The following is a 22885-nucleotide window of genomic DNA, read 5'->3' as shown; positions in this document are numbered from 1 at the left end:
CGTTGAGCAGCGCCGCCCCCCGCACCGCCGACCCCGACCACCTCTGGTCGGTGGACGAGCACCTGGAGGACATCCTCGCGACCGTCCGCCCCCTCGAACCCATCGAGCTGCAGATCCTCGACGCCCAGGGCTGCGTCCTGGTCGAGGACGTCACGGTGCCGGTGTCCCTGCCGCCGTTCGACAACAGCTCCATGGACGGGTACGCGGTGCGGGTCGCGGACGTCGCGGGTGCGAGCGAGGAGTATCCGGCCGTCCTGGAGGTCGTCGGGGACGTCGCCGCGGGCCAGGCAGCACTGCTCCACGTCGGCCCCGGCCAGACCGCCAGGATCATGACCGGCGCTCCGCTGCCGCCCGGCGCCGAGACCGTCGTCCCCGTCGAGTGGACCGACGGCGGCCTCGGCGAGGGCCCGGTGACCGGGATGCGCGCCCGCGCCCTGTCCCCCCAGGGCGCCGAGGGGCACGTGCACGTGTACCGCCCGGCCGAGGCCCGCGCCCATGTGCGCGCCACGGGCAGCGACGTGAAGGCCGGGGACCGCGCCCTGGAGTCGGGCACCGTCCTCGGCCCGCCGCAGATCGCCCTGCTGGCCGCCATCGGGCGCGGCACCGTCCGGGTGCGCCCGCGGCCGCGCGTGGTCGTCATGTCCACCGGCAGTGAACTCGTCCAGCCCGGCGAGGAACTCGGCAGCGGCCAGATCTACGACTCCAACAGCTTCGCCCTCACCGCCGCCGCCCGCGACGCCGGTGCCATCTCCTACCGGGTGGGCGCCGTCGCCGACGACGCCGAGACACTCCGCTCCACCATCGAGGACCAGCTCGTCCGCGCCGACCTCATGGTCACCACGGGCGGGGTCAGCGTCGGGGCGTACGACGTCGTCAAGGAGGCCCTGTCGCACGTCGGCGACGAGGACGAGGCCGGCAGTGGCATCGAGTTCCGCAAGCTCGCCATGCAGCCCGGCAAGCCCCAGGGCTTCGGCTCCATCGGCCCCGACCACACCCCGCTGCTCGCGCTCCCCGGCAACCCCGTGTCGTCGTACGTCTCCTTCGAGCTGTTCGTGCGCCCCGCGATCCGCACCCTGATGGGCCTCGACGACGTGCACCGGCCGCGCATCCGCGCGAAGCTGACCGCCGGCAAGGCGCTGACCTCGCCGAAGGGCCGTCGGCAGTTCCTGCGCGGTATGTACGCCGACGGAGCGGTGACCCCGGTCGGCGGCGCCGGATCGCACCTGGTCGCGGCCCTGGCGCACGCGGACGCGCTGATCGTCGTCCCCGAGGACGTGGAGTCCGTCGAGCCGGGCAGCGAGGTCGAGGTCGTGCTGCTCGGCTGAGCCGTGGGGTCCGCGCCGCTCGACGGTTCGACTTGGCGGTACCGTGTCGCGCACAGCAGGCCCGCGCGCCGGGCCCGGACCGGGAGCGCCACACAGCATGACAGTGCCTTCCCGGGGGGAGACCCCCGGACCCTCAGACCGACTGACCCACATCGACGAGGCGGGCGCGGCCCGCATGGTCGATGTCTCCGGGAAGGACGTGACCGCGCGCACCGCCAGCGCCAGCGGCCGCGTCCTGGTCTCGCCCCGCGTGATCGAGTTGCTGCGGGGCGAGGGCGTCCCCAAGGGCGACGCCCTCGCCACCGCCCGGATCGCGGGCATCATGGGCGCCAAACGCACCCCGGACCTCATCCCGCTGTGCCACCCGTTGTCGGTGTCCGGTGTGAAACTGGACCTGAGGGTCGCGGACGACGCCGTGGAGATCCTGGCCACGGTGAAGACGACGGACCGCACGGGCGTGGAGATGGAGGCCCTCACCGCGGTCTCCGTCGCCGCACTCACCGTGATCGACATGATCAAGGCGGTCGACAAGGGAGCGGTCATCACGGACGTACGGGTCGAGGAGAAGACGGGCGGCAAGTCGGGCGACTGGAGCCGGGTATGACGTATCGAGCTCTTGTGGTCACGGCCTCCAACCGGGCCGCGGCCGGGGTCTACGAGGACAAGGGCGGTCCGCTGATCGCCGACGGCCTCCGGAGCTTCGGCTTCGCCGTCGACGGCCCCCAGGTCGTCCCCGACGGCGACCCCGTGGAAGCCGCCCTGCGCGCCGCCGTCGACGCCGGGTACGACGTGATCGTCACCACCGGCGGCACCGGCATCTCGCCCACCGACCGCACACCCGAGGCGACCCGCCGGGTGATCGACCACGAGGTGCCGGGCATCGCCGAGGCCATCAGGGCCTACGGCCGGGAGAAGGTGCCGACGGCGGCGCTCTCCCGTGGCCTGGCAGGAGTGGCGGGACGGACACTGATCGTCAATCTGCCGGGTTCCTCCGGCGGTGTGAAGGACGGTCTCGCCGTCCTGGAGCCTCTGTTGACGCACGCCGTCGACCAGATCCGCGGCGGGGACCACTCGAGACCCGACGCCGGCAGTGGGGGTGCGAGCTGAACAGCCCATCCTGGCCCGTCGTGCTGGCGGACGGCGATGTCGTCCTCCGGCCGATAAAGATGCGCGACCAGCGGGCGTGGCGCGACGTCAACCGGCGCAACCGGGACTGGCTGCGGCCGTGGGAGGCGACCATTCCGCCGCCCACGCCGAGCGGCCCGATCGCGCACCGGCCGACCTACAGGCAGATGGTCCGGCATCTGCGGGCCGAGGCGAACGCCGGACGGATGCTTCCGTTCGTCATCGAGTACCAGGGGCGGCTGGTCGGGCAGTTGACGGTCGCCGGAATAACCTGGGGCTCGATGTGCTCGGGGCACGTCGGGTATTGGGTGGACGAATCGGTGGCCGGCCGCGGGGTGATGCCGACCTCCGTGGCACTCGTCGTGGACCACTGCTTCCGGGCCGTCGGCCTGCACCGGATCGAGGTCTGCATTCGCCCCGAGAACGGGCCCAGCCGGCGCGTCGTGGAGAAGCTCGGATTCCGCGAGGAGGGGTTGCGCCCGCGCTATCTCCACATCGACGGCGCCTGGCGCGACCATCTCGTGTTCGCGCTCACCTCGGAAGAGGTGCCCGACGGTTTGCTCAGGCGCTGGCAGCGGGCACGCTCCAGAAGCACGCCTCACGACAATCCCGCGTAGCCGGTAGCCGGTAGCCGGTAGTCCGTACCCGTGGCTCATACGCATAGCCCACAGCGCAAAGCCCATAGCCCGGGAAATTGAATATGTGTTCGAAAATGATCGGCGGATGACCGACTTGGGACGTTGAATTCGTCACCTCGGTGGCGTGCTGATCGCATCGGTCGCAAAAAAAGCTCGAAATATCAGCCAGATCGTGCGACACACCGACTCAATTGGCAGATGGCCTCACGTAAACCCCTCTACCGTGTGAGACGTGAGCAGCAGCGGCCTCATCTACGCAGTCATTGTCGGGGCCTGGGCCGCCTACTTGGTGCCGATGTGGCTCCGTAGGCAGGACGAGCTGAACGAGGCCCGTCCGACGGAACGCTTCAGCACAGCCATCCGGTTGCTGTCCGGACGGGCGGGGATGGAGCGCCGATACGCCAAGGACCTGCGGGCGCGCTCCACCGAGGAGGGGGAGCCAGGCGCCGTCGACGCGGGCGCGGTCACCGACTCGGTGGACGTCCGTGCCTTCGCCATGCCTCCGAACCGCCCGCAGGCGAAGGCGGTGGTTCAGGCGCAGAGCCCGGGGCGCGCGGAACAAGCGCGCGAGCCGGAGCGAGAACCGGCGCGGGAGCCAGAGCGGGAGCCGGCGCGGGAATCGGCGCGGGAGTCCGTCCGTGAACCTGGCCGGGAACCCGCTCGGGAGTCCGTCCGCGAACCCGCGCCCGAATCCGTGCGGGGAGACTCGGTTTCCTCGGCGCCCAAGCGCGTGCCGGCCCCCCGGCGTACGCCCGCGCAGGAGGCCGCCGCGGCACGCGCCAGGCGTACGAAGGTGCTCGCGCGCCGTCGGCGTACCACGGTCATGCTCTTCCTCGCCTTCACGCTGGGCACGGTCGTCGCCGCGGTCGGAGGGCTCACGTTCCTGTGGGCTCCCGGGGTGCCCGCCGTACTGCTCAGCACGTACATCGCGTACCTGCGCTCCCAGGAACGGCGGCGCTTCGCCTACCAGATGGACCGGCGTATGGCCGAGGCCGCCGCGCAGCGACTGCGTGAGCGCGCCCGCCAGCCGCGTCGGCGGGCCGCCGTCGAGGCGAGCGCCGACTCCGACGAGCCGGACGACGGCCCGGAGCCGGCGAGCGACTCCGGAATGTCGGCCCTTGCCGCGGACCGGCGTGCGCTCGTCGAGCAGACCGACCACGCCGAGTGGGTCGACCAGCAGCGCGAGCGGCAGCAGCGCCCCGCCCAGGGGGACAGCTGGGACCCGGTACCGGTGCCGTTGCCGACGTACGTGACCGCACCCGTCGCGCCCCGGGCCACCTCCGACGTGGACCTGGGCGCGCCGGACGCGTGGAGCTCGGCGCGCTCCAGCACCGTCACGCCCGACCAGGAGGCGGAGTCCGCGGCAGGGGACGGTGGATCGGAGGGGGACTCCGCCGACGCGGACGACAGGCCGGAGGACGATCGCAGTGACGCCCGCCGCGCCGCCTCCGCCCGCCGCGCCCGCGAACGCGGCCGCACCCCGCTCTTCGACCAGTACGAGGACGGCGACCGGCCCCGGGCCGCCAACGAGTGAGCTCCGAGGGCCGGCACGCGCGGTCGCAGTGCCCGCCCTGACCAGCCGGGAACGGATTTCCAAGCACCCCAACGGGGATGCTAGAGTTTCACTCGTTGCAAGGGCCTGTGGCGCAGTCTGGTAGCGCACCTCGTTCGCATCGAGGGGGTCTGGGGTTCAAATCCCCACAGGTCCACCGCAACAACTCCCCGGGAAACCAGGGCAGTTGAGAAGATCCCGTCCGATCAGTTGATCGGGCGGGATCTTCTGTGTGTGGCCAGGGTGGAGACCACCGCGACCAGTGCGCACGCGGCCGTCGCCGTGCCGAGGGCCGGCCAGGGCAGGTGGATCGGGGCGGGTGCGGAGAGCAGGTCCAGGGCGGTCCTCATGCCGAACAGGTTGAGCGCGGCCACGACCAGGCCGAGCACCGCGCCGACCGTCACCACGGTCAGGGCCTCCGCCGCGAGCAGCCGCAGCACCTGTCCGCCGGTGGCTCCCGCCAGCCGGAGCGAGGCGAGCTCCCGTGCCCGGTCCGAGGTGGCCATGACCAGGGTGTTGGCCAGCGAGAGGCCGGCGTAGAGCAGGGCGAGGCCCAGGACCAGGAGGAAACCGAGCCGGGTCGTGCCGTCGGCGTGGGGCGACACGGCGCGCAGCCATTCCTCCCGGGTGAGGACCCGGGCCCCCGCGGGCGAGGACGCCCGGACCGCCTGCCGCAGCCGCGTGCGAACCGTGTTCGTGTCCGCGCCGGGCGCGACCTTCACGTCGATGCGGTCCACGGGGGCGTCCGGGGCGTTCGACGGGGTGACGTACACGCCGTTGTCGCCCGTGCCGGTGGGCATGACCGCGGCGATGCGCAGGGACCTGCGGGTGCCGTCGCCCAGCCACACCGTCACCTGCTCGCCCACGGTGCGCCGGGCCCACTCCTCGTTCACCACGATCGAGTCGTCGTCGAGATCGGCGATCCGGCCGGCGGCCAACGGCAGCCGTACGGTCGCCGCGAGCGCCTTCGGGTCGACCGCGCGGGCCTGGGACCTGATCAGGGCCACGCCTTCCTCCAGCGTGTGAACCGTGCTCGCCGCGCTCACGGAGACCTCGGCGCCGGGCACCGCGCGCAGCCGCCGTACGGTCTCCGGGGCGAGTCCGGTGCCGGTCGTCCCGGGGGCGGAGCCGGTACCGGACGCCGTGGGCGTGACCACGAAGTCGGCGGTCGTACGGTGCCGAAGCTCCGCCGCCTGCGCCTCGTTCAGGGTCGCGGTGGCGCCCAGCAGTGAGCCCGTGAGGGCGACCGTGACCAGGACGGGAGCGGCGACGGCGGCCGTGCGGCGGACGGCCGCGGCGGTGTTCTCCCGCACCAACAGCCCGCAGGCGCCCGGCAGTCGGGCCGGCAGCCACGCGACCACCCGGACCAACGGCCGCACCAGGACCGGGGAGAGTAGGGCCACCGCGGTGATCAGCAGCATGGGACGGCTGACGTACGACTTGCGGTGCAGCAGCTCGCCCGGGTCGGTCAGCAGGGCCGTCGCCAGGGTCACGACGGCGGCCAGGAGCAGGACCGTACCGCTCAACAGGCGGCCCCGGGTCAGGGTTCCGGTGTCGACGGATGCCTCTCGCAGGGCCTGCGTGGGGGCGGTCCGCCCGGCCCGCCAGGACGCGGCCAGCACACCGCTCAGCGCCACCAACAGGCCCGTCCAGAAGGCCAGATGGTACGGCCAGACATGCTCGCCGACGGTGAACCAGGCCGGCGCCAGACCCTCGGCCACGACCCGTGCGGCCAGGTGCGGGGCGGCGAGTCCGCCGAGTGCGCAGCCCGCCGCCGACGCGAGCACACCGATCAGGAGGGCCTCCGCGACGACCGTCCGCCGGATCTGGCCCGGGGTGGCGCCCGCCGTGCGCAGCAGGCCGAACTCCCGGCGCCGCTGGGCGACCGCGAAAGCGAAGGTGGACGCCACGACGAACACCGACACGAACCCGGCGACCCCGCCGGCCGTGCCGAACAGGGCGTTCAACGCGGTCACCGCCTCCCGGTCCCGGTCGGGGGCGGGGTCGGCGAGCCGCCGGGCGTCACCGGTGAGGACGCTCGGGCCGGCGGACCGCGGTGCTGCGGTCGTCCGCCGTACCGCCGCCGCGTCCGCGTCCACGACCAGTTGGATGCTCACCGGGGACAGGCGGGCCGCGCGGGCGTCGGAGTAGAAGAGGCCGTTCTCGAAGCCGAGGTCGGGGGTCGTGCCGACCACGCGGACGGTTCCGTGGGCGGTGTGCAGACGGCGGCCCACGGCCGTCCAGTCGCCGGTGGCCACCACCTCGTCCGCGGCGTGCGGGGCTCGGCCGGAGGTCAGCTCGTACGGGGCGAACGCGGCCGTCGACCAAGGGTGGCCCACCAGGTCGGCGGGCGCTCCGGTGGCCCGTACGGCGAAAGTGCGGTCCTCGACGACCGGGCCGAGGGCGCGCAGCGCGGCGACGGTCCGGGGCGGGACCGGGCGGGGGCGGGACAGCTTCTCGGTGCGGACGCCGACCGGGGTGGGCACGCGCAGCGTGTCCTGCCCCCGCACCACGACCGGCGCCGCCGCGAACCGCTCCGGCTTCCGTTCGGGTGCGTCCCCGGAGGAGGCGAGGGCCAGCCCCATCACGGTGAGCAGCGCGACCCCAAGACACAGGGCCAGGAAGGTGCCGGTGAAGGTCACCCAGCGGGTGCGCAGGGTGTGGAGGGCAAGGCTCAGCACGGGGCGGCCTCCAGCTCTGTCAGGTGCGCCGCGATCTCCCCCGCCGACGCCCCTCCCGGATCCCCTCCCAGCTCCCCGCTCACCCTGCCGTCCACCAGGAACACGACGCGGTCCGCGTACGACGCGGCCACCGGGTCGTGGGTCACCATCACCACCGTGCAGCCTTCGGTGTCGACGAGGTCCCGCAGCAGGGACAGGACCTCGCGTCCGGTCCCGGAGTCCAGCGCGCCGGTCGGTTCGTCGCCGAACAGGACCTCGGGACGGGTGATCAGGGCGCGGGCGAGCGCGACGCGCTGCTGCTGGCCGCCGGAGAGCTGGGAGGGGCGGTGGCCGGCGCGGTCACCGAGGCCGACCTGGCGCAGCACCTCCCGCACCCGGGCCTTCGAGGGCCGACGGCCGGCCAGACGCAGCGGCAGGGCGACGTTCTGCGCGGCGGTCAGGGACGGCAGCAGGTTGAACGCCTGGAACACGAAGCCGATGCGCTCGCGGCGCAGCAGGGTCAGCCGGCGCTCGTTCAGTGCCGTCAGTTCCGTGTCTCCGAGCCGTACCGAGCCAGAGTCGGGCCGGTCCAGCCCGGCGGCACACTGCAGCAGGGTCGACTTGCCCGAACCCGACGGCCCCATGACGGCGGTGAAGGTGCCCGTCGGGAAGGCGAGCGTGACGTCGTCGAGCGCGGTCACGGTGTTGCCGCCGGTCCCGTACCGTCTGCTCACGGCCCTCAGTTCGATCGCGTCGGTTCTCATCCGCGCCCTCTCATCTCCGCCTCTGCTCACACCAGTTCGGTGTCGGTGGGGCAAGACAACCGCGCGACCACACCCCGAAGCAGTGCGGCAGGACGGAGACTTGGGGTAGGGCCAGGCATACCCCCGAGCCTCCGCCTGGGCCCATGGCCCCGCCCCCGCCCGGCTTCTACGGTGATCCCCATGAGCGTGTGGCAGGCCCTGAGCGGAGCGTCCGGCGGGCGCGGATACCTGAGATCGGCGTGGCCCTGGCGAGCGGTCGCCTACCTGGGCAGCGGTGCGCTGCTCGGCGTGGTCGTCCTGGTGGTGATCCTCGGCGGACTCGTCGTCGGCGGGGTGCTGGCCGTCGTCCTGTTCGGGCTGCCGCTGCTCGTACTGACCGTGCTGGCCGGGATCCCCGTGGCCGCCGTGGAGCGGCTGCGCCTGCGCCTGGTCGGGGTCGGACCCGCGCCGGGCGACGGTCACCGGGTGCCCGACGGCCCGGGACTGCGGGTCTGGCTGGTGACCCGGCTGCGGGAACCGGCGACCTGGAGGGAGCTGGCGTACGCCGTGCTGTTCGGGCTGGTGCTGTGGCCGCTCGACGCGCTGGCGGTCGCCTTCGCGGCCGGGGTTCCGCTGGTCATGGCCGCCGTACCGGTGTGGTTCGCCGTCGACGGGGAGGCGAGGGTGGCCAAGCTGTGGACGGTCGACACCTGGCCCGGGGCCCTCGGGTCCGCCGCGCTCGGGCTGGTCCTGCTCGCGGGCGGCGCCTACGCCCTGGGGGTGGTGGCCGGGGCCCGCGCCGAGCTGGCGCGGGCCCTGCTGACCTCGAAGGACAACGAGCGGGTCACCGAACTGGCGCGCTCCCGGGTGCGGTTGGTGGACGCCTTCGAGGCGGAGCGACGCCGGATCGAGCGGGACTTGCACGACGGGGCCCAACAGCGCCTGGTCGCCCTCACCATGACCCTCGGCCTGGCCCGGCTGGACGTCCCGCCGGGGCCGCTCGCCGACCAGCTCGCCAAGGCCCACGAGGAGGCCGGGCAGGTCCTCGCGGAGCTGCGTGAGCTGATCCACGGCATCCACCCCAAGGTCCTCGCCGACTACGGCCTGGAAGCCGCCGTCGCCGACGCCGCCGACCGCAGCCCGGTCCCCGTGGACGTGGACCTTGAGTTGCCCGGAAGGCTGCCCCAACCCGTCGAGTCCGCCGCGTACTTCGTCGTCTGCGAGGCCCTCGTGAACGTCGCCAGGCACAGCGGGGCCGACCGTGCCACCGTCAGCGGTGGATACGAGGGCGGGCGGCTCACCCTCGTCGTCCGCGACGACGGGGACGGCGGCGCCGACAGGGCGGGCGGCACCGGACTGACCGGTCTCGCCGACCGGGTGTCGGTGCTCGATGGCAGACTCTCCCTGTCCAGCCCGCCGGGCGGGCCGACCCTGCTGCGTGTGGAGATTCCTTGCCGGCCGAGACGACAGACGGACCCCTGCGCATAGTCCTCGCCGAGGACAGCGTGCTGTTGCGCGAGGGCCTCATCGGGCTGCTCACCCGCTTCGGCCACGAGGTGCCGGCCGCCGTCGGCGACGCGGACGCGCTGCTCGGCGCGGCCGCCGAGCACCAGCCCGACATCGTCGTGACCGACGTCCGGATGCCGCCCGGCTTCCAGGACGAGGGGCTGCACGCCGCCCTGCGACTGCGCGCGGAACGCCCCGGACTGCCGGTGCTGGTGCTCAGCCAGTACGTGCAGCGGGCGTACGCCGCCGAACTCCTCGACTCCGGGGACGGCAGCGGCGTCGGCTATCTGCTCAAGGACCGGGTGGGGCAGGTCGAGCAGTTCGTGGCGGCGCTGCGGGAGGTCGCCGGCGGCGGCACGGTGGTCGACCCCGAAGTCGTACGACAACTGCTGCGCAGGCGCCGGGATCCGCTCGCGCGGCTCACTCCGCGCGAGCGGGAGGTGCTGGCGCTGATCGCGGAGGGCAGGTCGAACAACGCGATCGCGCGGGCGCTGGTGGTGTCGGAGGCGGCCGTCGGCAAGCACATCGGCAGCATCCTGACCAAGCTGGACCTGCCGCCGGCGGACGACGTCCACCGAAGGGTGCTGGCCGTGCTGGCCTACCTCAGGAGCTGAGCTTCTTGGCGAAGCACCGGCTGTCCTCGTACTCGCGGTAGTAGCCGAACTTGCCGCACGGTTCGTAGCCGCACGAGGTGTACAGGGCGATGGCCTCGGGCTGCTTGGTGCCCGTCTCCAGGACCATGCGGATACGGCCGGCCGCGCGGGCGTCCACCTCCAGGGCCGTCAGCAGGCGCCGGGCGAGACCGCGGCCGCGCATGTCGTCGATCACGTACATGCGCTTGAGTTCGGCGTCGCCGTCCTCGTTGCCCTCACCGTTGGCGTCCTGGCTTCGCCAGCCGCCGGTGGCGACGGGCCGGTCCGCCTCGTCGTAGACGAGGAGATAGACGCCGTTCGGCGGTTCGAAGTCCGACGGGGCGAGCACCGTGGAGTCGCCACCGTCGCCGTAGCGCACGTGGTATTCGGCCTGGACGGCGTCGTTGAGCTTCACGGCGTCGGGGTGGTCGAACGGGACCCGGCGAATATGCATGCGCATAATCGTACATCTGTACTGGATCGAAGTCCGGACACCGTCCAGTCTGCTGTGGACCTGCCGGTATTGTGCCGCGGATGCTGACTGTCACCACCGTGAACGTGAATGGGCTGCGTGCCGCCGCGAAGAAGGGGTTCGTGGAGTGGCTCGCGGAGACCTCCGCCGATGTCGTCTGTCTTCAGGAGGTGCGCGCCGAGCCGCAGCAGCTGCCTGAGCATGTGCGCACCCCCGAAGGCTGGCACGTCGTGCACGCGCCCGCCGCCGCGAAGGGGCGGGCCGGTGTCTCCCTCTACACGCGCCGTGAACCCGACCGGGTCCAAATCGGCTTCGGCTCCTCGGAGTTCGACACCAGCGGCCGCTACGTCGAGGCCGACCTGCCGGGTGTCACGGTCGCCTCGCTCTACCTGCCCTCCGGTGAGGTCGGCACCGAGCGCCAGGACGAGAAGGTCCGCTTCATGGGCGAGTTCCTCGCCTACGTCAAGGACCTGCGCGAACGCGCCGCCGCCGACGGCCGCGAGGTCGTCATCTGCGGGGACTGGAACATCGCCCACCAGCAGGCCGACCTCAAGAACTGGCGCGCCAACCAGAAGAGTTCGGGCTTCCTCCCGGAGGAACGGGCGTGGCTGACCCGGGTCCTGGACGCGACGGAGGGCGGCTACGTCGACGTCGTACGGGCGCTGCACCCGGATGCGGAGGGCCCGTACACGTGGTGGTCGTACCGGGGGCGGGCCTTCGACAACGATTCAGGGTGGCGGATCGACTACCACTGCTCGACGCCCGGCCTGGCCGCCAAGGCGGTCAAGGGGTACGTCGAGCGCGCCGCCACCCATGCCGAGCGCTGGTCGGACCACGCTCCGGTGACCGTGGTCTACGACCGCTAGTCCGTGTCCGGGCCCATGTGGTCCCGGTCCGGACCTGTGTGCTCCCCGTCCGGACCCGTGTGGTTCTCCCTCCGCAACCGCCGGTCCAGCGCCAGTGACAGTTCCGCCTCCACCACGCTCCGGGCCAGGGGCCGCAGTCGCTGGAGGTTCTCCTGCGGGCCGTGGCGGAGGATCAGGTCGGTGAAGAGGTCGGCGAGGGCGTCGGCGTGTGCGCGGACGCGGGTGCCCGCGGACAGGACCTCGGCGAGCGGGATGCCCTCCTGGACCAGGGCGGAGGAGACGTCCAGGAGGCGGCGGCTGATGTGGACGATCTCGTCGCCGGCGGTGCCGAGGTAGCCGAGGTCCAGGGCGGCGGCGAAATTCTCGGGGGTGACCTGGCCCTCGAAGCGGGCGGCGAGTTCCTCGGGGGTGAGGCGGACCGGCTCCTCCTCGGTGGGGGTGTCGACGCCGAGGAGGTCGCCGACGTCGCGGCCGTGGTCGAAGGCCTCCGCCAGTTCCGCGATGCCGTTCAGGGTGTGGCCGCGCTCCAGCAGGGTGGTGATGGTGCGCAGGCGGGCCAGGTGACTGTCGTCGTACCAGGCGATACGGCCCTCGCGGCGCGGTGGGTGGATCAGCTTGCGCTCGCGGTAGAAGCGCAGGGTGCGCACCGTGATCCCGGCCGCCTCGGCCAGTTCCTCCATGCGGTACTCACGCTTGTCTGCCACGCCCGCACCCTATGTCGTGGTCCCGGTACCAGTGGCGGCGGCCGCTGAGGTAAAAGTCCTGGCCCGCCCCCTACCCCTGAGTACGGACCTGCTCTACTCTCCCCATTGCGCCAGTATTCACTGGCAGGGTTCAGCGTGATGCGTGGAGGCTTCGGGATGGCCGAGCAGGAACACGTGCGGGTGGCGGTGATCGGGTCCGGATTCGGCGGGCTGGGGGCCGCCGTACGACTGCGGCGCGAGGGCGTCACCGACTTCGTCGTGCTGGAGCGGGCCGGCAGCGTCGGCGGGACCTGGCGGGACAACACCTATCCGGGGTGCGCCTGTGACGTGCCGTCCCATCTCTACTCGTTCTCCTTCGCGCCCAACCCCGACTGGCCGCGCACCTTCTCCGGTCAGGAGCACATCCGCGCCTACCTGGAGCGGGTGACGGACGTCTTCGGGCTGCGCCCGCACCTGCGTCTTCACTCCGAAGTCACGCGGATGACCTGGAACACCGAGCTGCTGTGCTGGGACATCGAGACCAGCGGCGGCTCGCTCCGGGCCGACCTGGTCGTCTCCGCCACCGGGCCGCTGTCCGACCCGAGAATCCCGGAGATCCCGGGGCTGGACTCGTTCCCAGGCAAGGTGTTCCACTCGGCCCGCTGGGACCACGACGCCGACCTGCGCGGCAAGAAGGTCGCCATGGTCGGCACGGGCGCCTCCGCCATCCAGATCGTCCCGGCCATCCAGCCCGAGGTCTCCCGGCTCACCCTCTTCCAACGCACCCCGCCCTGGGTACTGCCCCGGGTCGACCGGGCGATCAGCGGAGCGGAACGCGCGCTGCACCGGGCGCTGCCCTTCACCGCGCAGGCCCGACGCGGACTGTCGTGGGGCATCCGGGAGTTGCAGGTCCAGGCGTTCACCAAGCGCCCCAACGAGCTCGTTCTGGTCGAGCAGTTGGCCGCGCGCAACATGGCCCGCTCCATCAAGGACCCGGCCCTGCGCGCCAAGCTCACGCCCGACTACCGCATCGGCTGCAAGCGGATCCTGCTGTCCGGGACCTACTACCCGGCCCTCGCGCAGCCCAACGTGGACCTCGTCGCGAGCGGGCTGAGCGAGGTCCGCGGCTCGACGCTGGTCGCGGCCGACGGCACCGAGGCCGAGGCCGACGCGCTCGTCTTCGGCACCGGCTTCCACGTCACGGACATGCCGATCGCCGACCGGGTGGTGGGCGCGGACGGGCGCACGCTCGCCGAGTACTGGAAGGGCGGCATGGAGGCCCTGCGCGGTGCCTCGGCGGCCGGGTTCCCCAACTGGATGACCGTCATCGGCCCCAACACCGGCCTCGGCAACTCCTCGATGATCCTGATGATCGAGTCCCAGCTGAACTACATGGCCGACTTCGTACGGCAGTTGAACGTCCTCGGCGGCCGGGTCGCCCTCGACGCCCGCCCGGGCGCCGTGCGCGCCTGGAACGACCGGGTGCAGGAGCGCATGAAGCGCACGGTGTGGAACACGGGCGGCTGCACCAGCTGGTACATGGACGCGAGCGGCCGCAACACCACCATCTGGCCGGGCACGACGACGGAGTTCCGGCGCGCGACCCGGCGCGTGGACCTCGGGGAGTACGACGTCGTACGGGTGCCCACCCAGAAGAAGGCCGAGGTCAGCGCGTGAGCCGTCTCCTGCACGTCGCCTCCGGGCCGTACGCCCCGCCGGTGCCCGCCCGCGAACTGACCGCCACCTCCGCCGACGGCGCCCGTCTGCACGTCGAGGTGCACGGACCCGAGGGCGCCCCGACGGTCGTCCTCGCCCACGGCTGGACCTGCTCGACGGCCTTCTGGGCGGCGCAGATACGGGACCTGTCCGTCGACCACCGGGTCATCGCCTACGACCAGCGCGGCCATGGACGCAGCCCGGCGAGCCCGGCCTGCAGCACCGACGCGCTCGCCGACGACCTCGAAGCCGTGCTGGGGGCGGTCCTCGCGCCGGGCGAGAAGGCGGTGATGGTCGGTCACTCCATGGGCGGCATGACGGTGATGGCCGCCGCCACCCGGCCCGCCTTCCGGGAACACGCGGCGGCCGTCCTGCTGTGCAGCACCGGTTCCTCGCGGCTGGTCGCCGAGTCGCTGGTGCTACCGATCCGCGCGGGCCGGGCGAGGACCTGGCTGACCCGGCGGATCCTCGGCTCCCGTGCCCCCCTCGGTCCGGTCACGCCGCTCGCCCGGAGGATCCTCAAGTACGGGACGATGGGCTCCGGTTCGGCCCCCGACATGGTGGAGGCGTGCGCCCGTATCGTGCACGCCTGCCCGCGCGCGGTGCGGTACGCCTGGTCGCACGTGCTCGATCTGCTCGATCTCGACCACGCGGTACGGGAGTTGCGCGCACCGACGGCCGTCGTGGTGGGCTCCGCCGACCGGCTCACCCCGCCGACGCAGGCCCGCGCGCTGGTCGCCGCCCTGCCGGACTGCCTGGGTCTGACCGAGCTGCCCGGCATCGGTCACATGACTCCGGTCGAGGCGCCCGCGCCGGTCACCGGGAAGATCCGGGAACTGGTCACCACGTACGTCCAGGTCGGTCCCGTCGTCGGTCACGTCAAGGAGGACGCATGAGCAGGGTCGGTCTCGAAGGGCAGGTCGCGGTCGTCACCGGAGCCGCGCGGGGCGTCGGGGAGCTGCTGGCCCGCAAGCTGTCCGCGCGCGGGGCGACGGTGGCGCTGGTCGGGCTGGAGCCCGCCGCGCTCAAGGAGGTCTCCGAGCGGCTGCACGGCGACAGCGGCCACTGGTACGCCGATGTCACCGACCACGAGGCGATGGCCCAGGTCGCCCGGGAGGTCAAGGAGCGGTTCGGGAAGGTCGACATCGTCGTCGCCAACGCGGGCGTGGCCACCGGCGGGCCCTTCGTGGACGCCGACCCGGAGGCCTGGCGGCGGGTCATCGAGGTCAACCTGATCGGCTCGGCGATGACCGCCCGCGCCTTCCTGCCCGTGCTGATGGAGAGCCGGGGCTACCTGCTCCAGATCGCCTCCCTCGCGGCGATCACCCCGGCGCCGATGATGACCGCGTACTGCGCGTCCAAGTCGGGTGTGGAGGCGTACGCGCACAGTCTGCGGGCCGAGGTCGGCTACAAGGGGGTGCAGGTCGGGGTCGGTTACCTGTCCTGGACCGACACCGACATGGTGCGCGGGGCCGATCAGGAGGACGTGATGCGGGAACTGCGGCAGCGGCTGCCGTGGCCGTCCAACAAGACGTATCCGCTGGGCCCGGCGGCGGACCGGATCGTGGCCGGTATCGAGCGCAGGTCGAGTCATGTCTACGGGCAGTGGTGGCTGCGCGGGATGCAGGGCGTGCGCGGGTACCTGCCGGGGGTCATCGGGACCGTGGGGCAACGGGAGATGAGGCGGTTCGCGTCCAGGCTGGAGGGCATGCGGACGGGGCTCGTCGGCGCAGGTGGGGCGGCGGACGAGGAGGCCCGCGCTACGCACCGTAGTTGATCGAAATGCGCACTGTGTCCGGTCGTGTGAATCTGGTCGAGGCCCCACCTAGGGGTCCATCCCCCACTCATTAGGAGTGAACCCAGATGGGTATGAAGGACCAGTTCCAGAACAAGTCGGAGCAGATGCGGGACCAGGCCAAGCAGAAGGCTCAGCAGGCCCGGGAGAAGGGTCAGCAGAGTCAGGGGCGTGGCCAGGAGCGTGGCCGTCCGGGTGAGGAGCGCCAGGAGCGCGGCCAGGAGCGTGGCCGGCCTGGTCAGCCCATGCGGGACGAGGAGACCGAGCGTATGCGGCGCGAGCGCGAGGAGGAGGACCGCCTCAGCCAGGACTACGACATGTAGCCGCTGAACTCGGCGTGACCGCTGACGTGGGGTGCCCTTTCTCGGAAGGGGCGCCCCACGTTCCGGTGTGCGTCGGGGTCCGCGCCCCGTGGGCCGTTCAGTGGGCCGTTCAAAAGCGCGGGGGCAGCTTGGGCCGCGACCTGTCCGGGAGGTTCTTGTGCTCCGGGGGAGTGGCCGGGGGGTTGGATTCCAGTAGTTCCAGGGCCAGTTGCACAGCGTCGGCCAGTTGGGCGTGTCTGCCCTCCGCCCAGTCCAGCGGGGTGCGGAGGATCTCCAGGTCGGGGGCGACTCCGTGGTTCTCCACGGACCAGCCGTACGCGTCGAACCAGGCCGCGTTCATCGGAACCGTGATCACCGTGCCGTCGCCCAGTTGGTGACGGCCGGTCATGCCGACGACTCCGCCCCAGGTGCGCTGCCCGACCACGGGGCCCAGGTTCAGGAGCTTGAAGGCGGCCGTGATCATGTCGCCGTCCGAGGAGGTCGCCTCGTCGGCCAGGGCCACCACCGGGCCGCGCGGGGCGTTCGAGGCGTACGACACGGGCTGGGCGTCACGGGTCAGGTCCCAGCCGAGGATCGTGCGGGTCAGCTTCTCCACGACCAACTCGCTGATGTGACCACCCGCGTTGCCGCGTACGTCCACGAGGAGCGCGGGGCGCGAGACCTCCATGCGCAGATCCCGGTTGAACTGGGCCCAGCCCGAGCCGCCCATGTCGGGGATGTGCAGATAGCCGCAGCGGCCGCCGCTCAACTCCCGTACGACGGACCGGCGTTTGGCCACCCAGTCCTGGTAGCGAAGGGGGCGCTCGTCGACGAGCGGGACGACCGCCACCCGGCGGGCGTGTCCCTTCGTCTCGGCCGGGGTGACGGTCAGCTCGACCGTCGTACCGCCCGCCCCCGCCAGCAGCGGATACGGGCCCCTCTCCGGATCCACCGGACGGCCGTCCACGTGGGTGAGCACCGCGCCCTCCCGGATGCCCGTACCGGCCAGCGGCGACCGTGCCTTGGAGTCGGAGGAGTCACCGGGCAGGATCCGCCTGACCGTCCAACCCTCGTCCCGTCGGACGAAGTTGGCGCCGAGGAGGCCCTGGCGGCGCTGGTAGTGCGGCGGGCCCTCGTTGCGGCGGGCGGCCGAGACGTAGGCGTGGGAGGTGCCGAGTTCACCGAGCAGTTCGCGCAGGAGGTCCGCGAACTCGTCCGGGGACGCGACCCGTTCGACCAGCGGACGGTACTGGTCGAGGACCGCGTCCCAGTCGATGCCGCACATCCCCGGATCCCAGAAGTACGCCCGGATGAGCCGGCCCGCCTCCTCGTACGACTGGCGCCACTCGGCGGCCGGGTCGACCTCGTGCAGGATGCGGCGGACCTCGATCCAGACCGTCGCGTCGCCGTCGCCGGACTCGTTCGAGGGGACCGCGCGCAGGTCGCCCTCGTCCACGAGGACCAGCCGGGTGCCGTCGCCGCTCACCGCGAACCAGTCCAGGTGCTCGACGAGTTCGGACTTCTTCGCCTTGCTGATGCTGAAGTGCTCCAGCGTGGGGCGGCCGCTGGTGTCGTCCGGGTTCGCGAAGGTCTCGCCCAGCGCACCGGAGATCGGCCAGCGCAGCCAGACCAGCCCGCCGCCCGCGACCGGGTACAGCGCCGAGTACTTGGAGGCGGTCACCGGGAAGGGCGTCACTCGGCTCTCCAGGCCTTCGACCTCGACGAGTACCGTGCCGTCGCCGCCCTCGTCCTCCTCCACGGGGTCCAGGCCCCCGGCGGCGGGCCGGCCCTCAGGGTTCACGGCGAAGGGGGAGGGGGTGGCGGAGGACAGGGGAACCAGGTAGGGGCGGCAGCCGAGCGGGAAGGACAGGTCGCCGGTGTGTACGTCGTACACCGGGTCGAAGCCGCGCCAGGACAGGAACGCGAGATAGCGGCCGTCCCTGGTGAACACCGGGTTCTCGTCCTCGAAGCGGCCGTTGGTGACGTCCACGATCACCGGGCCCGCCTGCCCGTTGCCGGAGATGCGGGCCATCTTGATCTGGCGGAGTGTGCGGCCGATGCCCGGGTGCGACCAGGTGAGCCAGGCCCCGTCCGGGGAGAAGGCGAGGTCGCGCACTGGGCCGTTGATGGAGTGGATTAGTTCCACCACCTCGCTGCCTGAAGTCTCCGTGCCTGAGGCTGAGGTCTCCGGGACCGAGCCTGAAGTCTCCGGGCCTGAGGCTGAGGTCTCCGGGCCCGAGCCCGAGTTGTCCGGGCCTTCGCGTGAGTCGCCGGTGCCTGAGCCGTCCGTGCCCGACCCAGAGTCGCCGGTGCCTGAACCGTCCGGGCCCGATTCGACCGTGCCCGACCCCGAGTCGCCGGTGCCTGAACCGCCCGAGCCCGAGCCTGAGTTGTCCGGGCCCGAGTCCTCCGTACCCGTGCCGGCGCCCGAGTCCTCCGTACCCGCGCCGGCGCCCGCGTCGTCGGACACGGTGATCAGAAGCAGCCGTCCGTCGTGCGAGGCGATGGCCAGCCGCTCGCCCTGGGGGTCGGAGACCAGCTCCAGCACCCGCCCCAGCTCGCCCGACGCCAGTCGGCGGGGCTCGGGATGTCCCGTCGCCCTGGGGAGATAGGCGATCTCGATCGCGTCCTCGCCCTCCGCGTCCGTCACGTACGCGACCTGGCCGCCCGAGCCGAGCATCTCCGGGAGCCGGACCCGTACCCCCGGAGTGTCGGTGATCGTACGGGCGGGACCGTCCCGGTGGGTCAGCCAGTACAGGCTCCCCCGGACGACGACGGCGCTCGCGCGGCCCGTCTCGTCGACCGAGACGCCGTCCACGTGCTGGGCGGCCGGGACCTGGTACGGACGGCGTCCCGCGCGCGGCCCGTTCAGCCGGACGTCGAGCCGGCGCGGAACGGAGTCGGCGGCCAGGTCGTCGACGATCCACAGGTCGCCCCCGCACTGGTACACCACCCGGGTGCCGTCGCTCGCCGCGTGCCGGGCGTAGAAGGCGTCGTGGTCGGTGTGCCGGCGCAGGCCGGAGCCGTCGTGGGCGCAGGAGTAGAGGTTGCCGACGCCCTCGTGGTCGGAGAGGAAGGCGATCCGGTCGCCGACGAACAGGGGGGAGTGGAGGTGGCCGTTCAGGTCGGCGAGGATCCGCTCCCCGTGCAGCCACAGCCTGCCCGTGGCGCCGCCCCGGTAGCGCTTCCAGGCGGCCGGTTCGTGCGGCGGGGTGCCGGTGAGGAGCAGGGTCCGGCGCTCGCCGTCGACGTCGGCGGACTGGATGTCGGAGACCGGGCCCCAGGGGAGCTTGCGGCCGGGGTCGCCGTCGGGACGGATCTTGTACGCCCAGGTGAAGTACGAGAAGGGCTCGCCGTGGGAGGCGACGGCGAGGATCTGGCTGTGTCCTTCCGCGTCCGGGGGCGTCCAGCCGCACACCTGGGTGTCCGGCGAGCCCCAGTGGGTGAGCTGCCTGCCCGGCCCGCCGTCCACCGGCACCAGGTGGATCTCGGGAACCAGACTGCGCCAGCTCGTGTACGCGAGGTGGCTGCCGTCGGGCGAGAAGCGGGGGTGGCCGACCTTCGTCCGGTCGACGGTGAGTCGCCAGGCGCGGCCCGGTCCGTCGAGCGGGGCCAGCCAGAGGTCGTCCTCGGCCACGAAGCACAGCTGATCGCCGCTCAGATGCGGAAAACGCAGATAGCTCACCTCCCCATGCTTTTCCTGGGGACGAACCGGAGCAACTTATGACTATTGCCCGGCCCGTGACCCATAACACGAACGAAACAGTTTCGTTTCGCTTGAGGGTGCGATACATTCGTCATGTACGAAACCGTGGTTCGGACCTGGAAGGTGAGCAGAGTGGCTGAGGCAGCAACGGCGCGTCGCAGTCGGATCACACCCGAGCGCGAGGCCGAGCTGTACACGGCCGTGCTCGACCTGCTCCGCGAGGTCGGCTACGACGCCCTCACCATGGACGCCGTCGCCGCCCGCACCCGGTCCAGCAAGGCCACGCTCTACCGTCAGTGGGGCGGCAAGCCCGAACTGGTGGCGAAGGCGGTCCGGCACAGCAAGCCGGGTGGCTCCCTCGGGGAGATCGACACGGGGTCGCTCAGGGGTGACCTGCACGCTCTCACGCTGCGCTCGGACGACTGCCAGATGGAGCAGAACTCCGCGCTGATGCGGGGTCTGGCCATGGCGGTCCACGGCAACCCGGACCTCCTGAAGGCGTTCAAGGCACATCTCATCGAGCCGGAGATGGCGGAGTTCCGTCGTGTGCTGGACCGGGCGATCGACCGGGGCGAGGTCCGTGCGGACAGCCCGGCGGCCCAGTTCATGATGCACATGATGATCGGAGCGTTCGCCGCCCGCACGCTGCTCGACGAGCAGCCGCCGACGCAGAGCTTCCTCCTTTCGTACATCGACGCAGTGGTCCTCCCCGCCCTCTGCGCACCCACCACCACCTGACCGTCCCCACGGTCCGCCCAACCTGACGCCACCGCTCAAGTCGTCGGGCCGATCAGCCCTGCCACCCACCGGGCTGATCACACCTGCCCTGAAGAGACCACGACCTGACCGGGAGACGCCTTCGTGGCCACGTTCCTGTACAAACTCGGCCGACTCGCCTTCCGGCGACGGCATTTCGTCGCCCTGATATGGGTCGCGCTGCTGACCCTCGCGGGCGTCGGCGCGGCCAGCGCCCCCGCCGCCGGAACCACCTCCTTCTCGATCCCCGGGACCGAAGCGCAGAAAGCCTTCGACCTCCTGGAACAGCGTTTCCCCGGCGCCGGCGCGGACGGCGCGACCGGGCGCATCGTCTTCAAGGCGCCTGAGGGCCAGAAGATGACGGACGCCGACAACAAGGCGACCGTCGACAGGACCGTCAAGGAACTGGGCGACGGCTCCGAGGTCGTCTCCGTCACCGATCCCTTTACGACGCACGCCGTGAGCAAGGACGGAACGGTCGCCTACACCTCCGTGAAGTACAAGCTCCCCGGCATGGAACTGGCGGACACGACCAGGGACGCCCTCGAGACGGCCGGCGACGAGGCCCGGGCCACGGGACTGACCGTCGACGTCGGAGGCGACGCGCTCCAGGCCGGGGCCGAGCCGGGCGCGGTCGGTGAGGTCATCGGCCTCGCCATCGCCGCGGTCGTCCTCGTCGTCACCCTGGGCTCGCTGGTCGCGGCCGGACTGCCGCTGCTGACGGCGATCATCGGCGTCGGTATCGGCGTCTCCACCATCACCGCCCTCGCCAACGCGCTCGACCTCGGCGACACCACGTCCACGCTCGCGTTGATGATCGGTCTCGCGGTCGGCATCGACTACGCCCTGTTCATCGTCTCCCGGTACCGGGGCGAGCTGGCCGACGGCCGCGACCGAGAGGAAGCGGCAGGCCGGGCCACCGGCACCGCCGGCTCCGCGGTGGTCTTCGCGGGTCTCACGGTCGTGATCGCGCTGGCGGGCCTCTCGGTCGTCGGCGTCCCGATGCTGACCAAGATGGGCCTCGCGGCGGCGGGCACGGTCGTGGTGGCCGTCCTCATCGCGCTGACCATGATCCCGGCGCTCCTCGGATACGCCGGCCGGAAGATCCGTCCGGCGGGCGAGAAGCGCGGGAAGCGCGACAAGAGCGACGCGGCCGAGAAGTCCTCCCAGGTGCCGGCCAAGCCCGGCATGGGCACCCGCTGGGCGAGCTTCGTCATTCGCCGTCCGGCCGCCGTGCTGCTGCTCGGCGTGGTCGGTCTGGGTGCGATCGCCGTCCCGGCCACCCAGCTGGAGCTGGGGCTGCCCGACGACGGCTCGCAGCCGACGTCCACGACGCAGCGTCGGGCGTACGACCTGCTGTCGGAGGGCTTCGGCCCCGGCTTCAACGGCCCCCTGATGATCGTGGTCGACGCAAAGAACAGCGACGACCCCAAGACGGCGGCCACCGCGGTGACCGATGGGGTCAAGGGCCTCAAGGACGTCGTGACGGTGACCCCGGCGGCGTTCAACAAGACCGGCGACACCGCGACGATCACCGTCATCCCCGGCTCCAAGCCGTCCTCGGTCCAGACCGAGGACCTGGTCCACGCCATCCGTGGCGCGGGCGCCGACGTCAAGGCGGACACGGGCGCGGAGGTACTGGTCACCGGCACGACCGCGATGAACATCGACTTCTCGCAGAAGCTCAACGACGCCCTGATCCCGTATCTGGGCCTGGTGGTGGGCCTGGCCTTCCTGCTTCTGATCGTGGTCTTCCGCTCCATCCTGGTCCCGCTGAAGGCGGCCCTCGGCTTCCTGCTCAGCGTGCTCGCCGCACTCGGTGCCGTGGTCGCGGTCTTCCAGTGGGGCTGGCTCTCCGGCCTGATCGGCGTCGAGCAGACCGGTCCGATCATGTCGATGATGCCGATCTTCATGGTGGGCGTGGTCTTCGGACTCGCGATGGACTACGAGGTGTTCCTCGTGACCCGCATGCGGGAGGCGTACGTCCACGGCGAGTCGCCGGGCCAGGCCGTGGTGACCGGCTTCAGGCACAGCGCCCGGGTGGTGGCCGCGGCCGCAGTCATCATGATGGCCGTCTTCGGCGGCTTCATCAGCTCCAGCGAGTCGATGATCAAGATGATCGGCTTCGGCCTCGCGATCGCCGTCTTCTTCGACGCGTTCGTCGTCCGTATGGCCATCGTCCCGGCGGTGCTCGCGCTGCTCGGCAAGAAGGCCTGGTGGCTGCCGAAGTGGCTGGACCGCGCGCTGCCGAACGTGGACGTCGAGGGTGAGGGGCTGCGCACCCTGGACGACGACAAGCGGCGGGACGACGGCCATGCGGACGGCGACCGCGAGCTGGTAGGGGTCTGACGCACCCTGCTCGCGTGCTTGGCCGGCCGGTGAGGGCTCCGTGTGGACGGGGCGGCCTC

General features: G+C 71.9%; 19 protein-coding genes and 1 tRNA gene. 15 read left to right on the top strand and 5 right to left on the bottom strand.

All coding sequences use genetic code 11. From position 1 onward, the window contains the following. The first annotated feature begins 2 nt into the window (after window positions 1–2). The 6 genes from glp (at window position 3) to OHA64_RS20380 (ending at window position 4797) form a co-directional block, all read left to right on the top strand. Complete coding sequence (glp, locus tag OHA64_RS20405) at window positions 3–1325, top strand: gephyrin-like molybdotransferase Glp (protein ID WP_405615025.1); 1323 nt, start codon at window positions 3–5, stop codon at window positions 1323–1325. 97 nt (window positions 1326–1422) lie between these two features. After that, complete coding sequence (gene moaC, locus OHA64_RS20400; protein ID WP_405615023.1) at window positions 1423–1929, top strand: cyclic pyranopterin monophosphate synthase MoaC; 507 nt, start codon at window positions 1423–1425, stop codon at window positions 1927–1929. Then, complete coding sequence (locus tag OHA64_RS20395) at window positions 1926–2432, top strand: molybdenum cofactor biosynthesis protein B (protein ID WP_405615021.1); 507 nt, start codon at window positions 1926–1928, stop codon at window positions 2430–2432. Before moaC ends, OHA64_RS20395 begins: the two co-directional genes overlap by 4 nt. A 20-nt stretch (window positions 2433–2452) precedes the next feature. Further along, complete coding sequence (locus OHA64_RS20390; RefSeq protein WP_405615019.1) at window positions 2453–3067, top strand: GNAT family N-acetyltransferase; 615 nt, start codon at window positions 2453–2455, stop codon at window positions 3065–3067. A gap of 253 nt (window positions 3068–3320) precedes the next feature. After that, window positions 3321–4622 carry a gephyrin-like molybdotransferase receptor GlpR gene (gene glpR, locus OHA64_RS20385; protein WP_405615017.1) on the top strand — a complete coding sequence of 434 codons (1302 nt, stop codon included), beginning with the start codon at window positions 3321–3323 and terminating at the stop codon, window positions 4620–4622. A gap of 101 nt (window positions 4623–4723) precedes the next feature. Next, window positions 4724–4797 (top strand) — tRNA-Ala (locus OHA64_RS20380). A gap of 49 nt (window positions 4798–4846) precedes the next feature. Here the strand turns inward: OHA64_RS20380 and OHA64_RS20375 are convergent. Then, complete coding sequence (locus OHA64_RS20375; RefSeq protein ID WP_405615015.1) at window positions 4847–7321, bottom strand: ABC transporter permease; 2475 nt, start codon at window positions 7319–7321, stop codon at window positions 4847–4849. Then, entirely contained in the window at window positions 7315–8064 is a 750-nt protein-coding gene (locus tag OHA64_RS20370; protein ID WP_405615013.1) for an ABC transporter ATP-binding protein, read from the bottom strand. The genes OHA64_RS20375 and OHA64_RS20370 overlap by 7 nt, the downstream gene beginning before the upstream one ends. A 180-nt stretch (window positions 8065–8244) precedes the next feature. Here OHA64_RS20370 and OHA64_RS20365 point away from each other — a divergent pair, with 180 nt between their 5' ends. Together OHA64_RS20365 and OHA64_RS20360 are read left to right on the top strand one after the other, a co-directional pair. Then, window positions 8245–9531, top strand: a complete 1287-nt coding sequence (locus OHA64_RS20365) for a sensor histidine kinase (RefSeq protein WP_405615010.1) — start codon at window positions 8245–8247, stop codon at window positions 9529–9531. Further along, window positions 9495–10163 carry a LuxR C-terminal-related transcriptional regulator gene (locus tag OHA64_RS20360; protein WP_405615008.1) on the top strand — a complete coding sequence of 223 codons (669 nt, stop codon included), beginning with the start codon at window positions 9495–9497 and terminating at the stop codon, window positions 10161–10163. The genes OHA64_RS20365 and OHA64_RS20360 overlap by 37 nt, the downstream gene beginning before the upstream one ends. Here OHA64_RS20360 and OHA64_RS20355 read toward each other — a convergent pair. After that, complete coding sequence (locus OHA64_RS20355) at window positions 10153–10635, bottom strand: GNAT family N-acetyltransferase (RefSeq protein ID WP_405615005.1); 483 nt, start codon at window positions 10633–10635, stop codon at window positions 10153–10155. The genes OHA64_RS20360 and OHA64_RS20355 overlap by 11 nt on opposite strands. A gap of 80 nt (window positions 10636–10715) precedes the next feature. Here OHA64_RS20355 and OHA64_RS20350 point away from each other — a divergent pair, with 80 nt between their 5' ends. After that, window positions 10716–11519: an exodeoxyribonuclease III gene (locus OHA64_RS20350; RefSeq protein WP_405615003.1), complete on the top strand. Its 804-nt coding sequence runs from the start codon at window positions 10716–10718 to the stop codon at window positions 11517–11519. Here OHA64_RS20350 and OHA64_RS20345 read toward each other — a convergent pair. Continuing rightward, the gene (locus OHA64_RS20345; protein WP_405615000.1) at window positions 11516–12223 is read right to left on the bottom strand and encodes a MerR family transcriptional regulator; all 708 of its coding nucleotides are present in this window, start codon (window positions 12221–12223) and stop codon (window positions 11516–11518) included. The two genes, OHA64_RS20350 and OHA64_RS20345, sit on opposite strands and share 4 nt — an antisense overlap. A gap of 156 nt (window positions 12224–12379) precedes the next feature. On the opposite strand from OHA64_RS20345, the gene OHA64_RS20340 reads away from it, so the two are divergent. The 4 genes from OHA64_RS20340 to OHA64_RS20325 all read left to right on the top strand — a co-directional run bounded on the left by OHA64_RS20340 (window position 12380) and on the right by OHA64_RS20325 (window position 16036). Beyond that, complete coding sequence (locus tag OHA64_RS20340; RefSeq protein ID WP_405614998.1) at window positions 12380–13879, top strand: flavin-containing monooxygenase; 1500 nt, start codon at window positions 12380–12382, stop codon at window positions 13877–13879. Further along, window positions 13876–14814: an alpha/beta fold hydrolase gene (locus OHA64_RS20335; RefSeq protein WP_405614996.1), complete on the top strand. Its 939-nt coding sequence runs from the start codon at window positions 13876–13878 to the stop codon at window positions 14812–14814. Before OHA64_RS20340 ends, OHA64_RS20335 begins: the two co-directional genes overlap by 4 nt. Beyond that, window positions 14811–15695, top strand: coding sequence for an SDR family oxidoreductase (locus tag OHA64_RS20330; protein WP_405614994.1), 885 nt, complete (start codon window positions 14811–14813; stop codon window positions 15693–15695). Before OHA64_RS20335 ends, OHA64_RS20330 begins: the two co-directional genes overlap by 4 nt. A gap of 86 nt (window positions 15696–15781) precedes the next feature. Then, window positions 15782–16036 (top strand): hypothetical protein, encoded by a 255-nt coding sequence (locus OHA64_RS20325; protein ID WP_405614992.1) that lies wholly within the window; start codon window positions 15782–15784, stop codon window positions 16034–16036. Between the two features lie 109 nt (window positions 16037–16145). On the opposite strand, the gene OHA64_RS20320 is transcribed toward OHA64_RS20325, so the two are convergent. Further along, window positions 16146–19700, bottom strand: a complete 3555-nt coding sequence (locus tag OHA64_RS20320) for a S41 family peptidase (RefSeq protein WP_405614989.1) — start codon at window positions 19698–19700, stop codon at window positions 16146–16148. A gap of 153 nt (window positions 19701–19853) precedes the next feature. Between OHA64_RS20320 and OHA64_RS20315 the strand changes: the two genes are divergently transcribed. Beyond that, complete coding sequence (locus OHA64_RS20315; RefSeq protein ID WP_405614987.1) at window positions 19854–20459, top strand: TetR/AcrR family transcriptional regulator; 606 nt, start codon at window positions 19854–19856, stop codon at window positions 20457–20459. A gap of 123 nt (window positions 20460–20582) precedes the next feature. After that, a complete protein-coding gene (locus tag OHA64_RS20310; RefSeq protein ID WP_405614985.1) occupies window positions 20583–22826 on the top strand; it encodes an MMPL family transporter in 2244 nt (747 codons plus the stop codon). The last annotated feature ends 59 nt before the right edge of the window (window positions 22827–22885 follow it).

It is taken from the genome of Streptomyces sp. NBC_00076 (assembly GCF_045041235.1).
Taxonomy (GTDB): Bacteria; Actinomycetota; Actinomycetes; order Streptomycetales; family Streptomycetaceae; genus Streptomyces.
Note: the sequence above shows the minus strand (reverse complement) of the source record. Positions and strands in the feature narration are given on the sequence as shown.

Coding starts and splice junctions, on each gene's coding strand:
- OHA64_RS20350 (WP_405615003.1), top strand. CDS start 10,716: ATGCTGACTGTCACCACCGTGAACGTGAATGGGCTGCGTGCCGCCGCG.
- OHA64_RS20365 (WP_405615010.1), top strand. CDS start 8,245: ATGAGCGTGTGGCAGGCCCTGAGCGGAGCGTCCGGCGGGCGCGGATAC.
- moaC (WP_405615023.1), top strand. CDS start 1,423: ATGACAGTGCCTTCCCGGGGGGAGACCCCCGGACCCTCAGACCGACTG.
- OHA64_RS20355 (WP_405615005.1), bottom strand. CDS start 10,635: ATGCATATTCGCCGGGTCCCGTTCGACCACCCCGACGCCGTGAAGCTC.
- OHA64_RS20330 (WP_405614994.1), top strand. CDS start 14,811: ATGAGCAGGGTCGGTCTCGAAGGGCAGGTCGCGGTCGTCACCGGAGCC.
- OHA64_RS20325 (WP_405614992.1), top strand. CDS start 15,782: ATGGGTATGAAGGACCAGTTCCAGAACAAGTCGGAGCAGATGCGGGAC.
- OHA64_RS20340 (WP_405614998.1), top strand. CDS start 12,380: ATGGCCGAGCAGGAACACGTGCGGGTGGCGGTGATCGGGTCCGGATTC.
- OHA64_RS20395 (WP_405615021.1), top strand. CDS start 1,926: ATGACGTATCGAGCTCTTGTGGTCACGGCCTCCAACCGGGCCGCGGCC.
- OHA64_RS20370 (WP_405615013.1), bottom strand. CDS start 8,064: ATGAGAACCGACGCGATCGAACTGAGGGCCGTGAGCAGACGGTACGGG.